The organism is Kosakonia sp. PSU_27, assembly GCF_039409795.1.
Taxonomy (GTDB): Bacteria; Pseudomonadota; Gammaproteobacteria; order Enterobacterales; family Enterobacteriaceae; genus Kosakonia.
The window spans coordinates 429702-442750 of the sequence record NZ_JBCIVK010000005.1 but is presented as its reverse complement, the minus strand read 5'-3'; the positions used below and the strand labels follow the sequence as shown (position 1 = coordinate 442750).

At 55.3% G+C, this 13049-nt stretch carries 11 protein-coding genes; 7 read left to right on the top strand and 4 right to left on the bottom strand.

Going from position 1 to position 13049, the window contains the following annotated elements:
* Positions 1 to 122 precede the first annotated feature (122 nt).
* Genes AAIG26_RS15055 through AAIG26_RS15045 form a run of 3 tightly spaced genes read left to right on the top strand, consistent with a single transcriptional unit; the run spans position 123 to position 4504 of the window.
* Positions 123 to 1949, top strand: a complete 1827-nt coding sequence (locus AAIG26_RS15055; protein WP_343180881.1) for a DUF2264 domain-containing protein — start codon at positions 123 to 125, stop codon at positions 1947 to 1949.
* A 58-nt stretch (positions 1950 to 2007) separates the two neighbouring features.
* On the top strand, positions 2008 to 3267 hold the full coding sequence (locus tag AAIG26_RS15050) for an oligosaccharide MFS transporter (RefSeq protein WP_343180880.1): 1260 nt from the start codon (positions 2008 to 2010) through the stop codon (positions 3265 to 3267).
* A gap of 46 nt (positions 3268 to 3313) precedes the next feature.
* Positions 3314 to 4504, top strand: coding sequence for a glycoside hydrolase family 88 protein (locus AAIG26_RS15045; protein WP_343180879.1), 1191 nt, complete (start codon positions 3314 to 3316; stop codon positions 4502 to 4504).
* Positions 4505 to 4543: 39 nt separating this feature from the next.
* Here AAIG26_RS15045 and AAIG26_RS15040 read toward each other — a convergent pair whose 3' ends face one another.
* The 4 genes from AAIG26_RS15040 to qseB all read right to left on the bottom strand — a co-directional run bounded on the left by AAIG26_RS15040 (position 4544) and on the right by qseB (position 7584).
* Entirely contained in the window at positions 4544 to 4858 is a 315-nt protein-coding gene (locus AAIG26_RS15040; protein ID WP_020455276.1) for a putative quinol monooxygenase, read from the bottom strand.
* Between the two features lie 34 nt (positions 4859 to 4892).
* Complete coding sequence (locus AAIG26_RS15035) at positions 4893 to 5474, bottom strand: NAD(P)H-dependent oxidoreductase (protein ID WP_020455275.1); 582 nt, start codon at positions 5472 to 5474, stop codon at positions 4893 to 4895.
* Positions 5475 to 5581: 107 nt separating this feature from the next.
* The gene (qseC, locus tag AAIG26_RS15030; RefSeq protein ID WP_343180878.1) at positions 5582 to 6928 is read right to left on the bottom strand and encodes a quorum sensing histidine kinase QseC; all 1347 of its coding nucleotides are present in this window, start codon (positions 6926 to 6928) and stop codon (positions 5582 to 5584) included.
* Complete coding sequence (gene qseB, locus AAIG26_RS15025; protein WP_343180877.1) at positions 6925 to 7584, bottom strand: quorum sensing response regulator transcription factor QseB; 660 nt, start codon at positions 7582 to 7584, stop codon at positions 6925 to 6927. Before qseB ends, qseC begins: the two co-directional genes overlap by 4 nt.
* Positions 7585 to 7728: 144 nt before the next feature.
* On the opposite strand from qseB, the gene AAIG26_RS15020 reads away from it, so the two are divergent.
* From AAIG26_RS15020 to ftsP, 4 genes are all read left to right on the top strand, one after another.
* A complete protein-coding gene (locus AAIG26_RS15020) occupies positions 7729 to 8118 on the top strand; it encodes a YgiW/YdeI family stress tolerance OB fold protein (protein ID WP_020455272.1) in 390 nt (129 codons plus the stop codon).
* A 118-nt stretch (positions 8119 to 8236) separates the two neighbouring features.
* Entirely contained in the window at positions 8237 to 10495 is a 2259-nt protein-coding gene (parC, locus tag AAIG26_RS15015) for a DNA topoisomerase IV subunit A (RefSeq protein WP_343180876.1), read from the top strand.
* Positions 10496 to 10737: 242 nt separating this feature from the next.
* Complete coding sequence (gene plsC / locus AAIG26_RS15010; protein WP_020455270.1) at positions 10738 to 11475, top strand: 1-acylglycerol-3-phosphate O-acyltransferase; 738 nt, start codon at positions 10738 to 10740, stop codon at positions 11473 to 11475.
* Positions 11476 to 11546: 71 nt separating this feature from the next.
* Complete coding sequence (gene ftsP, locus AAIG26_RS15005; protein ID WP_020455269.1) at positions 11547 to 12959, top strand: cell division protein FtsP; 1413 nt, start codon at positions 11547 to 11549, stop codon at positions 12957 to 12959.
* Positions 12960 to 13049: the final 90 nt, after the last annotated feature.

Here is a 13049-nt window from a genome sequence, read left to right as displayed (position 1 = left end):
AACCACGGTTTTAAATTTTTTCAACAGCGGGTTCGGGCAAAGCATGCCGATGTGACAAAGCTAACATTTCCGGCGGTTGTTCATTCACTATCCTTCAGCCACACCATGAAGGAGAGAACGCTATGCAGGCGGCGGAAGTGAAAACATCAAATCCATTGTCATCCCGCGACGATGTGGTCGGCGCGCTGAAGCAGATGCTGGCGGCGCTGGATAAACAGTTTCCTGAAGGAGCGTCGCATTTCTCGCTGGGAGCCACCAGCGCGCATTACAGCGATGCGATTGCTGAAATGGAAGGGCTGTCCCGTGCGTTGTGGGGGCTGTTTCCGTTAATGGCCAGCGGCGACGCAGAACCGTTCAGCCACAAATATCTGGCAGCAATCAAACGCGGTGTCGATCCACACAGCGCGGGCTACTGGGGCGCAACGGAACCCTACGATCAGCGGCTGGTGGAGATGGCGGCTTATGGTCTGGGGCTGGCGCTGTTGGGCGATAAATTCACAACGTTGATGAGCGAAGCTGATGTCCGCAATCTGCACCAGTGGCTGAACCAAATCACCGACGCGCAGATGCCCGACAGCAACTGGAATTTTTTCGCCATCATGGTGCAGCTCGGTTTTAAACGCGCCGGATTACCCTGGGATGCCGCAGCCATCGAACGCCGTTTTCGCATGATGGATGCCTACTACTTGGGTGACGGTTGGTATTCCGATGGCCCGGGCCGACCAAAAGATTACTACATCTCGATGGCATTCCATTTTTACGGGCTGATTTACGCCACGCTGAACGCGGAAGACGATGCAGCGCGCGCGGCGACGCTCCGCGAGCGGGCAACGCTTTTTGCTGAAGATTTTATCTATATGTCAGCGGCGGGGGGCGAATCCGTGCCTTTTGGCCGCAGCCTGACGTACCGTTTCGCAATGGTTGCTTTCTGGAGCGCGGTTGCCTTTTCCGGGCTGGCGGTGTTTTCTCCTGGCGTGGTGAAAGGGATTATCCTGCGCCATTTGCGCTGGTGGTTACAGCAGCCGATTTTCGATCGCGACGGTATTTTAACGCTCGGTTTCGCCTACCCGAACCTGGCGATGTGTGAAGACTACAATTCGCCGGGTTCACCATACTGGGCGCTGAAAGTTTTCCTGATTCTGGCGCTGCCGCAATCAGACGATTTCTGGCAAGCACCAGAACTGCCGCTACCTGCGCTAAACACGCAGCGCACGATTGCGCCTGCCGGACAGATTATTGTCCACAGCGATCGCTCGCGGCATGTCTGGATGCTCACCGCCGGCCAACTGGAGCTGAATAATTACGTCAATACCGAGGCGAAATACACTAAGTTTGCCTACTCAAGCTGTTTTGGTTTCACCATTGAACGCGGGCGCTACGGAATTAAACACGCCGCTTGCGACTCAATGCTTTTGCTCAGCGACGGGGATAACTATTTTCGTGGCCGCCGCGAGTGTGACGACGTCGTTGTGACAGAACAGGCGATTTTCTCGCGCTGGTCGCCATGGTCAGACGTGCATATCGCAAGCTGGCTTATACCGTGCGGCGACTGGCATTTGCGCGTGCATCGCATTGATTCCGCCCGTCATTTGCAAAGCGTGGAGGGTGGGTTTGCGGTGCTGAAAGCGCCGCATCGCAACGAGCAGGGCGGTAGCCTGGTGTGCGCGGAAAACGGTGTCAGCGGCATCTTTGAATTACTTCCCACCGCGCCGCGTGAAGCCGACAGCGTAGTCACACCGCCCAACAGTAGCATTATGTTTTCTCCTTGCGCGTCAATTCCGCTGCTGCGTGGAAATATTGCGCCGGGCAGGCAGTGGCTGGCCTGTGCAGTTCAGGCGGCTATTACCGAGCAGGCTTTTGATTTTGTCTTACCGCAGTTGAATATCGAAGAACAGGCGCTGGTGATTAAAAAACCGGGGCAGAAAAATAATATTGTTATTGCCTTTTAATTCCCGGCTACGGCCGGGCTATAAACTCTGAACCCTACATGCTTTCGTCGAGGATAGTATGGAAAAGATCGCGATAAATAATAAAGCCGAATATTACAAAATCAGTAGCTTTATCTTTCTCTATTTTTTTACCTGGTCGGCAAGTATCGGCTTACTGGCTATCTGGCTAGGGCAAAAAGCCAGTCTTAGCGGCACGGTTATTGGTACGGTGTTTGCCATTAACGGGATCTTTTCCGTTATTTTAAAACCGATTTACGGTTACATTCTGGATAAAATCGGTATGAGCAAATATTTGCTCTATTTTGTAGTGCTGATGTCGGCATTAATGGCACCCTTTTTTATCTACGTTTACCAGCCGTTATTAATTTCAAATACCCTGCTGGGCATTATTGTTGGCGCTATCTATTTAAGTTTTGCCTGGTATGCGGGCGTCGCCGCCTGTGAATCTTATACCGACCGCTACAGCCGCTTAAACGGCATGGAGTTTGGTCAAATCAGGATGTGGGGCTCGCTCGGTTGGGCGGTGGCATCCTCGTTCTCCGGCCTGCTGTTTAACCTCTCACCGGCGTATAACTTCATCATGGGATCGGTCGCGTCGCTTATCATGCTGGCGGTGCTGCTGAGCCTGAAAGTCAACGTTAACGCCGCCAACGCCAGCGAGGTGCTGACCAAAGAGAAAATCGCCCCGGCGGATGTCTACGCCCTGCTGCGTAACCGCAAATTCTGGGCATTCTGTCTCTATGTCGCCGGTGTGGCGTGGATGATGTTTATCGCCGAGCAGCAGTTCTCCCGCTATTTCGTCACCTTCTTTGATGATGTTCATCAGGGCAACGCCGTGTTTGGTTACCTGGGCACGGTGCAATCCGGCATGGAATTCGTCATGTATATGGTGATCCCGCTGTTTGTGAATTTCATCGGCGCGAAACGCGGATTATTGATTGTCGGGCTGGTGGTGGGGGCGCGGTTGATTATTTCCGGACTGTGCGAATCGCATCTGCTTATTTCAGTATTAAAACCGTTATACGGTCTTGAGATTTGTCTGCTGCTGGTGTCAGTCTTTAAATATATTGCTGAGCATTTCGATAAACGCGTTAATGCCACCATGTATTTATTAGGCTACCAGGCAATGTTATATGTCGGTAATGTCGTGGTCTCTTCCCCGGCCGGTATTTTGTATGACCGCATCGGTTTTGAAAATGCCTATATTATTATGGGCTGCGTGGCACTGACCTTCACATTAATTTCGCTGTTTACGTTATCGGCCTGCCAAAGTAAATGGCGTCAGCATCGCGCACTGGATATCGCGGGAAATAACTAGCGCGTTAACGGCTATTTTAAATTACGCACCAAAAAGGAACCGAAATATGTTAAGTAAAATCGTTGAGGAAACGTTACGCGATTATCCCGGCGCACCTGTGGATGCGCAGGTCTTTAAAGATGAACTTGATTCGGCGCGTAGCCATACCCTTGAACTGATTCGCCGTCATTTAACGGAATTCGGTGAACGCTTTCCCGCCGAAACCTGCGTGCAGGGTTATTACCCGTTAACCGACAATATTGAGTGGACTACCAGTTTCTGGACCGGGCAGCTTTGGCTGGCGTGGGAAATGAGTGGTGATGAGCAGTTCCGCGCGCTGGCAGAGCGCCATGTGCGCTCGTTCGGCCTGCGCATTGCCGGGCGCAGCGACACCAACACCCACGATCTCGGTTTCTTATATACGCTTTCGTGCGTGGCAAGCTGGCGGCTGACCGGCAATCGAGATGCGCGCGGTTTCGCCCTGCTGGCGGCAGAAGCGCTGCTGGAACGCTTCCACCACAAAGCGCAGATCATCCAGGCGTGGGGCGATCTGCGCGATCCCGAACAAGCCGGACGGATGATCATCGACTGCAATATGAACCTGCCGCTGCTCTACTGGGCAACTGAACAGACCGGGGATCGGCGCTTTGCCGATGCGGCGCAAGCCCATGTGCGGCAGGCGGCGAAATACCTGATTCGCGAAGATGCCTCCACGTTTCATACGTACTATATGGATATCAACACTGGTGCGCCGCGTTACGGCAATACGCAGCAGGGCTACGCGGATGATTCCTGCTGGTCGCGCGGGCAGGCGTGGGGGATTTACGGTTTTCTGCTGAGCTTTATCTACACCGGCGATCAAACGATGGTAGCGCTGTCGAAACGGCTGGCGAACTACTTTCTCAACCGTTTGCCGGAAGATGCGGTGTGCCACTGGGATCTGGCGCTGGTCGGCACCGACGCGCTGCGCGATTCGTCATCGGCGGCGATTGCTGTCTGCGGGCTACTGGAGCTGGTTAAGCATCTGCCCGTTACCGATCCGGACAGAGAACGCTACCAGCAATGGGCAATGCGCATAATGTCATCGCTTAATAAGCACTATCTGGCGGGGAAAAACGAACCGACTAACGGGCTGCTGAAACATTCCGTATATCATCTGGCGAGCAATAAAGGCGTTGATGAGTGTAGTAGCTGGGGGGATTACTTCTATGTGGAAGCGCTGATGCGCTTTTCGCAGAGCTGGAAACTCTACTGGTAAAAGCAGTGTCCCTCTCTTTAAACGGAGAGGGACAAACGCTTAGAGACCCGCTTCCAGGATGCGGATATGCGTCTCAAGCACGTCGCCTTTTACCGCTTCGCTCCACGCTTTCATATGCGGTGTTTGCAGGTGCGCTTCAAGATGCGCCACGCTTTCCCACTGTTCCACCATCATGATCGAGTCCGGCGCGGTCGCCTGGAAACTCACATTCGCGACGTGATCGACCAGCGGCGCGTAGCCGTGGCAACCCGCTTCCTGCAACACGACCGGCACAATCTTCGCGAACTCATCGAGTACCGCCTGGCGGTGATGCTGTCCTGGACGGGTACGGATTTCTGCAATAACTGTCAACATGATTAACCTACTCCCTATAAGTCCAGCTTCACAGTTAAGCAAAAATCTCACCTAGATGCTTGCGATATTCTGCGATATAGCGCGGCACATCCGGCATTTTAATCACGTCGTTAACGATAAAAGTCGGCAGCGCTTCCATGCCAAGGAACTGGTTCGCTTTATGGAATGGCAGATAAACCCCGTCAACCCCGACGCCGTGGAAGAACTGTTCTTTATCCGTAAACGCTTCCATTGGCGCGTTCCAGGTCAGCGACAGCATATAGGTTTTGCCCTGAATCAAACCGCCGGAACCGTATTTTTTCGAAGCGTCAGAACGTGTGCGACCGTCGCTGGCGTACAGCGAACCGTGGCCTTCAGTAAACACATCGTCCATATATTTCTTAACGGTCCACGGCGCGCCCATCCACCAGCCTGGCATTTGCCAGATAATGGTGTCGGCCCACAGGAAGTTTTCCACTTCCGCTTTGATGTCGTAATCGCCGTCGGTACGTACGGTTTTAACATCATGTCCGGCGTCGCGCAGAAAACTTTCCGCGACCTCGGTCAGGGTGTCATTGAGTTGGCCGTTAGAGTGCGCGAATTTCTTCGCACCGTTGATAATTAAGATATTGCTCATTAGAAATCCTTGGTTAAATGCGTTTGACCGCGATTTTAACCGTATCAACGGTGCGGAAAAATTGGCAAAACGTGCAAAGACTTTTGCTTGAGCCGCAATAAACGCCGCTACCAGCTTACCTGCGCGATAAAACCGCCTGGCGGATGATTGCCAAACGTGACGCGCAGGTGATGCAGGCGGGCAATACGTTGCACAATCGATAACCCCAGCCCACTGCCGGTTTGCGTTTGTCCCGGCGGCCGATAAAAACGCTCGCCAATGCGCGCCAGCGCTTCATCGTCAATACCGGGGCCATTATCGCGAACGCTAAAGTCGGTGGCGTCCAGCGTTACATCGACCACGCTGCCTGGCGGGCTGTAGCGAAGAGCATTATCCAGCAGATTACGCACTAGCAGGCTAAGCAAAAGCGGTTGCGCCTGGCGGCTGACAGCTGGGGCATTGAGATGCAGGCGTATATCGATACCTGCTTGCTGCGCTGTCGGGTAAATCTCCATTACCGCCGATTGCAGTAGCTCCGCCAGAGAAACCGTTTGCAGATCGTCGAGATCATCAAGCGAGTCGAGCCGCGAAAGGGTGAGCAATTGATCCACCAGGCGCGTGGCGCGATCGATACCCACGTGCAACTGGGCAAGGGCTTTTTGCTGTGCGGCGGGATCGTCATCGGAAAGCTGTGCGACCTCGGTTTGCACTTTCAGCGCCGCCAGCGGGCTGCGTAACTCATGCGCGGCATCAGACGTAAAGCGCCGTTCACGCTGCATCATTCTGTGCGTGCGGTCAAAGAGTTGGTTCAGCGCATCCACCAACGGGCGCACTTCATTGGGAACGCCCTCGTTACTGAGCGGATCGGCACGATCCGGCGCCCGTGAGCGCAGCGCCTGCGCCAGTTTTTTCAGCGGCCGCAATTCCAGGCTCAGCAATACGACTAACAGCACCAGCATCAAAGGCAGGGCGATAAGCCACGGTGTGAGCTGCGAGGTGATGATCTCCAGCGCCATCTCGTGGCGATAATCCCACTCCTGGCCGACCACCACACGGAATTTCCCGTTCGGCGCAGTAAGCCACAGAAAACGCCATTGGTCGTCGTCATCACGTAGCTGTCCGTTCTTAAACCCTTCCCGCCGGTAGTTATAGGGGATCGCTTTGCCGTTTTCGCCATCGTTCAGCAGCATGTTGCCGTCGGTTGAGTAGATAGCGAAAGCCAGCGCGTCATCATCCAGATGGCCGTGTTTGATCTTCTTTTTACCGAGCGACGGCGCGGCGTTTTTCAGCGGCTCAAACTCCATCACGCTCAGCCGTTTGGCGAACAGCGTTTGCTGGGTATCAAACAGTTTGTCGAGTTTATCGCGGGTTTGTTGCCAGGCAACGAGACTGGCGCTGAGCCAGGCGACCATCGAGAGCAGTAAAAAGAGCATCGTCAGGCGCAGGCGTAAACTCAGCGGGCGGGTCAGTTTCATGCGTCTCCCAGGGTATAACCGATGCCATGAACGGTGCGGATAAACGTCGTACCGAGCTTGCGGCGTAAATGGTGTACATGCACTTCCACCGCGTTGCTGGTGACCTCGTCGTCCCAGGTATAGAGTTTCTCTTCGATTAATTTACGCGGCAGCACGCGCCCGACATTACGCAGCAGCAATTCCAGCAGGGCGAACTCTTTCGGTTTTAGCGCCAGCGTTTCGCCGTCAAGCGTGGCGACCAGATTACCGGGATCGAGCGTGACATTGCCGTGGCGCAGCACGCTGTGCGTCTGCCCGTGGCGGCGGCGAATAAGCACTTCGAGCCTTGCCGCCACTTCAACCAGCGCGAACGGTTTGCACAGGTAATCATCTGCGCCCAGCCGCAGTCCCTCAACGCGCTGGTCGATGGCATCGCGTGCGGTGAGGATTAACACTGGTTCCACGCGCTTTTGCTCGCGCCAGTCGCGCAGAATATCCAGCCCGTCGATGCCGGGCAGCGTTAAGTCGAGGATCACTGCATCATAAGGCGCGCTAAACAGGGCGGCCTTGCCTTGTTTGCCATCGGTAAACCAGTCGACGCTGAAGCCTTTTTTGCCCAGCCCGGCTTTTAAACCGTCACCGATGAGCGTGTCATCTTCCACCAGTAAAATGCGCATTTTGCCTCCTTTCACTCCGTGTTATTGGCAGTAAAACCGCTGCTGGTCGACAATGTACAGCGGAAAATAATCTTTTTTCCCGTTAAGAAGTCGTTAAGGAGTGACGGGTTAAATGGACGTTAACCATCGTAAGGGAGATAAAACATGAAAAAGATTGCTGCACTTGTCGCTGTTCTCACACTCTGTTCCGCACCCGTTTTCGCGGCGAATACGGGCGGTTTCACCGGGCCGGGCGCAACCTCGCAGAGCGGCGGTTTTACCGGGCCGAACGGCAGCAAAGCCACCGTTGAAAGCGCGAAATCACTGCGCGACGACGCCTGGGTGACGCTGCGCGGTAATATTGTCGAGCGCATCTCTGATGATACCTACCTGTTTAAAGATTCGACCGGCACCATCAATATCGATATCAACCACAAGCGCTGGAACGGCGTGACCGTTGGGCCACAAGATACGGTAGAGATCCAGGGCGAAGTCGATAAAGACTGGAATTCGGTAGAAATAGATGTCAAAGAGATCCGCAAAGTCACTCAGTAAGCGCTAAACGCGCGCGAAAAAATCGCTCATCGCTATGACTCCTCGCCGCAGATAAGGTAGTATCTGCGGCAATATTGCCGCCGCACAGGCGGGCGCATACGTTGAGGAATCACGATTAATGAGCGATATGGCAGAGCGCCTTGCGCTGCATGAATTTACGGAAAACGCATACCTGAACTACTCCATGTACGTCATCATGGATCGTGCGTTGCCGTTTATCGGTGATGGCCTGAAACCCGTTCAGCGTCGCATCGTTTACGCAATGTCAGAACTGGGGCTGAACGCCAGCGCGAAGTTCAAAAAATCCGCCCGTACCGTGGGTGACGTGCTGGGTAAATACCATCCGCACGGCGACAGCGCCTGCTATGAAGCGATGGTGCTGATGGCGCAGCCGTTCTCCTACCGTTACCCGCTGGTCGATGGCCAGGGCAACTGGGGGGCGCCGGACGATCCGAAGTCCTTCGCGGCGATGCGTTACACCGAATCCCGTCTCTCCAAATACGCCGAGCTGCTGCTGAGCGAACTGGGACAAGGCACCGTTGACTGGGTGCCGAACTTCGACGGCACGATGCAGGAGCCGAAAATGCTGCCTGCCCGCCTGCCGAATATCCTGCTCAACGGTACCACCGGTATTGCCGTGGGGATGGCGACGGATATTCCGCCGCATAACCTGCGTGAAGTAGCCAACGCGGCGATTACCCTGATCGAACAACCGAAAACCACGCTCGATGAGCTGCTGGATATCGTGCAGGGCCCGGACTACCCAACCGAAGCGGAAATCATCACCTCCCGCGCTGAGATTCGCAAAATCTACCAGAACGGTCGCGGTTCGGTGCGTATGCGCGCGGTGTGGAAAAAAGAGGATGGCGCAGTGGTCATTACTGCGCTGCCGCACCAGGTTTCCGGCGCGCGCGTACTGGAGCAGATCGCCAGCCAGATGCGCAATAAAAAGCTGCCGATGGTCGATGATTTGCGTGACGAATCGGATCATGAAAACCCGACGCGTCTGGTGATTGTGCCGCGCTCCAACCGCGTGGATATGGAACAGGTGATGAACCACCTGTTCGCCACCACCGATCTGGAAAAAAGTTACCGTATCAACCTGAACATGATCGGCCTGGATGGCCGCCCGGCGGTGAAAAACCTGCTGGAGATCCTCACCGAGTGGCTGGCGTTTCGCCGTGATACCGTGCGCCGTCGCCTGAATCACCGGCTGGATAAAGTGCTCAAACGCCTGCATATCCTCGAAGGTTTGCTGGTGGCGTTTCTCAATATCGACGAAGTGATCGAAATCATCCGTACGGAAGATGAGCCGAAACCGGCGCTGATGTCGCGCTTCGGTCTCAGCGAAACGCAGGCGGAAGCGATCCTTGAGTTAAAACTGCGCCACCTCGCCAAACTGGAAGAGATGAAGATCCGCGGCGAGCAGGACGATCTTGCAAAAGAGCGCGATCAATTGCAGGCGATCCTGGCCTCTGAGCGCAAGATGAACAACCTGCTGAAAAAAGAGCTGCAAGCCGATGCCGACGCATTTGGCGACGATCGTCGTTCACCGCTGCACGAGCGCGAAGAAGCGAAAGCGATGAACGAGCACGATATGCAACCGTCTGAACCGGTGACCATTGTGCTGTCGCAAATGGGCTGGGTGCGCAGCGCCAAAGGCCACGACATTGACGCGCAGGGGCTGAGCTACAAAGCGGGCGATAGCTGGAAGTCTTCCGTGAAAGGCAAGAGCAACCAGCCGGTGGTGTTTATTGATACCACCGGGCGCAGCTACGCCATCGACCCGATTACGCTGCCTTCCGCACGCGGCCAGGGCGAGCCGTTAACCGGTAAGCTGACGCTGCCGCCGGGGGCGACCGTTGAGCATATGATGATGAGCAACGAGGACCAAAAACTGCTGATGGCGTCCGATGCGGGTTATGGCTTCGTTTGTACCTTCAACGACTTAGTGGCGCGTAACCGTGCCGGTAAGACGCTGATCAGCCTGCCGGAAAACGCCAAAGTGATGCCGCCGCTGGAGATCGAGAACGACAGCGATATGCTGCTGGCGATTACAGCTGCGGGCCGCATGTTGATGTTCCCGGTCAACGAGCTGCCGCGGTTGTCGAAAGGTAAAGGCAACAAGATTATCGGTATCCCTTCCGCTGATGCGGCGACAGGGGCAGATAATCTTGCGCATCTCTATTTGCTGCCGCCACAAAGCACGCTGACCATCCACGTGGGCAAACGCAAAATCAAACTGCGTCCGGAAGAGCTGCAAAAAGTGCAGGGCGAGCGCGGACGTCGCGGTACGCTGATGCGCGGCCTGCAAAAAATTGATCGCGTCGAGATTGACGCGCCTTCCCGCCCGGGTGCGGGCGACAGCGAAGAGTAATCTTCGCCGCCAGGCTCCCCACCTTCCCGGTGGGGAGATCTTTCTGAGAAAATTTCCCGTAAAAGCGTTGTTAATTCGTGCATTGCGATTAACAATACGTTTTTTTAAAGGCCGCACACCCTACTGCGGCCTTTAAAAAAATAGCCCAGGCCCGTTGCGGGTCGACGGCGACACAGCCAGTTTCAGCGTGATGGCGCTGGCGTGTATATAATGCTCAAAGGTATGGGCTTCAGAGGTTTGTTATGCTATTCATTTTTCGCGTCATTATTGTCGTCATCTACTCCATTCTGGTGTGCGTATTCGGCTCTCTCTATTGTTTATTCAGTCCGCGTAATCCTAAACACGTTGCTACCTTCGGCCATATGTTCGGTCGCCTTGCGCCGGTCTTTGGTCTGAAAGTCGAAACCCGTCTGCCGGCAGGCGCGGAAAAGTTTGGCAACGCTATCTATATTGCTAACCACCAGAGCAACTACGATATGGTGACCGCCTCCAGCATTGTGCTGCCGCCAACGGTCACTGTCGGTAAGAAAAGCCTGCTCTGGGTGCCGTTCTTCGGTCAGCTTTACTGGCTGACTGGCAACCTGCTCATCGATCGCGATAACCGCGCAAAAGCGCACGGCACCATTGCCGAAGTGGTGAAACAGATCCAGAAACGCAATATTTCCATCTGGATGTTCCCGGAAGGCACCCGCAGCCGCGGTCGCGGTTTACTGCCGTTTAAAACCGGCGCGTTTCATGCGGCGATTGCCGCCGGTGTTCCAATCATTCCGGTGTGTGTTTCCAACAACGCAAACAAAGTTAACCTTAACCGCCTGCGCAACGGGCTGGTGATTGTCGAGATGCTGCCGCCGGTTGATGTTTCGCAATTTGGTAAAGATCAGGTACGCCAGCTGGCGACGCACTGTCGCGAACTGATGGCGGCAAAAATTGCAGAGCTCGATAAAGAAGTTGCAGAACGCGAAGCAACCGGCCGGGTTTAATCTGTTTTATTTCGCAACACCGGAGGAGCGAAAACCTCCGGCGCATTGAGTCAGTTTTACACGGAGCAAATATGTCACTCAGTCGGCGTCAGTTTCTTCAGGCATCCGGGGTTGCGCTTTGTGCAGGCGCGGTGCCGCTGAGGGCAAATGCTGCCGGGCCGCAACCGCCGTTACCCATTCCTCCGCTGCTGGAATCCCGGCGCGGTCAGCCGCTGTTTATGACCTTACAACGCGCGCACTGGTCGTTTGCCACCGGCACTCGGGCGCAGGTTTCCGGCATTAACGGGCGTTATCTCGGGCCGACGATCCGCGTCTGGAACGGCGATGACGTTAAGCTGATTTACAGCAACCGGCTGGCGGAAAACGTGGCAATGACCGTGAGCGGTTTGCAGGTGCCAGGCCCGCTTATCGGCGGCGCGGCGCGTATGATGACCGCCAATAACGACTGGGCGCCGGTACTGCCGATCCGCCAGAGCGCGGGGACGCTGTGGTATCACGCCAATACGCCGAACCGTACCGCGCTGCAGGTGTATAACGGCCTGGCCGGAATGTGGCTGGTCGAAGATGAGATCAGCAAATCGCTACCGATTCCTAAGCACTACGGCGTGGATGATTTCCCGGTCATTATTCAGGACAAACGGCTGGATAATTTCGGCACGCCGGAATACAGCGAGCCGGGCAGCGGTGGATTTGTCGGTGATACGCTGATGGTCAACGGTGCGCAAAGCCCGTATGTCGAAGTCTCTCGCGGCTGGGTGCGTCTGCGTCTGTTAAATGCCTCAAACTCCCGCCGTTATCAATTGCAAATGAGCGATGGTCGTGCGCTGCATGTTATCGCCGGCGATCAGGGTTTTTTACCCGCGCCTGTTTCGGTTAAACAGCTTTCGCTGGCACCGGGTGAGCGGCGCGAAGTGCTGGTGGATATGACCAACGGCGATGAAGTGTCGATCACCTGCGGTGAAGCGGCGAGCATTATGGACCGCCTGCGCGGCTTCTTTGAGCCGTCGAGCATTTTGATCTCCACGCTGGTATTGACGCTGCGACCGACCGGCCTGCTGCCGCTGGTCACCGACACGCTGCCGATGCGCCTGTTGCCGTCCGACATTCAGGCCGGTACGCCAACCCGCAACCGCGACATTACCCTGGGCAGCGATCCGGGCATTAACGGCCAGTTGTGGGATACGCAGCGTATCGATATTACCGCCCAGCAGGGCACCTGGGAGCGCTGGACGGTGCGTGCGGAGATGCCGCAGTCGTTCCATATTGAAGGCGTCATGTTCCTGGTGCGCAACGTGAATGGCGCGATGCCTTTCCCGGAAGATCGGGGCTGGAAAGATACGGTCTGGATTGACGGTCAAGTGGAGTTGCTGGTGTGGTTTGGTCAGCCTTCGTGGCCGCACTTCCCGTTCCAGTATCACAGCCAGACGCTGGAAATGGCCGATCGCGGTTCGATGGGGCAACTGCTGGTGAACCCCGCGCCATAACTGAGCTGGCCTGGTGGCTGCGCGCTTATCAGGCCTTGACAAAATCCTCCTTCATTTCATGCAAGTTTACGGCGTATAATCGCCGCCCTT

Bases quoted from the DNA above. Each gene is read 5' to 3' on its own strand.
- AAIG26_RS15055 (WP_343180881.1), top strand. From the start codon at position 123: ATGCAGGCGGCGGAAGTGAAAACATCAAATCCATTGTCATCCCGCGAC.
- AAIG26_RS15050 (WP_343180880.1), top strand. From the start codon at position 2,008: ATGGAAAAGATCGCGATAAATAATAAAGCCGAATATTACAAAATCAGT.
- AAIG26_RS15045 (WP_343180879.1), top strand. From the start codon at position 3,314: ATGTTAAGTAAAATCGTTGAGGAAACGTTACGCGATTATCCCGGCGCA.
- AAIG26_RS15040 (WP_020455276.1), bottom strand. From the start codon at position 4,858: ATGTTGACAGTTATTGCAGAAATCCGTACCCGTCCAGGACAGCATCAC.
- AAIG26_RS15035 (WP_020455275.1), bottom strand. From the start codon at position 5,474: ATGAGCAATATCTTAATTATCAACGGTGCGAAGAAATTCGCGCACTCT.
- qseC (WP_343180878.1), bottom strand. From the start codon at position 6,928: ATGAAACTGACCCGCCCGCTGAGTTTACGCCTGCGCCTGACGATGCTC.
- qseB (WP_343180877.1), bottom strand. From the start codon at position 7,584: ATGCGCATTTTACTGGTGGAAGATGACACGCTCATCGGTGACGGTTTA.
- AAIG26_RS15020 (WP_020455272.1), top strand. From the start codon at position 7,729: ATGAAAAAGATTGCTGCACTTGTCGCTGTTCTCACACTCTGTTCCGCA.
- parC (WP_343180876.1), top strand. From the start codon at position 8,237: ATGAGCGATATGGCAGAGCGCCTTGCGCTGCATGAATTTACGGAAAAC.
- plsC (WP_020455270.1), top strand. From the start codon at position 10,738: ATGCTATTCATTTTTCGCGTCATTATTGTCGTCATCTACTCCATTCTG.
- ftsP (WP_020455269.1), top strand. From the start codon at position 11,547: ATGTCACTCAGTCGGCGTCAGTTTCTTCAGGCATCCGGGGTTGCGCTT.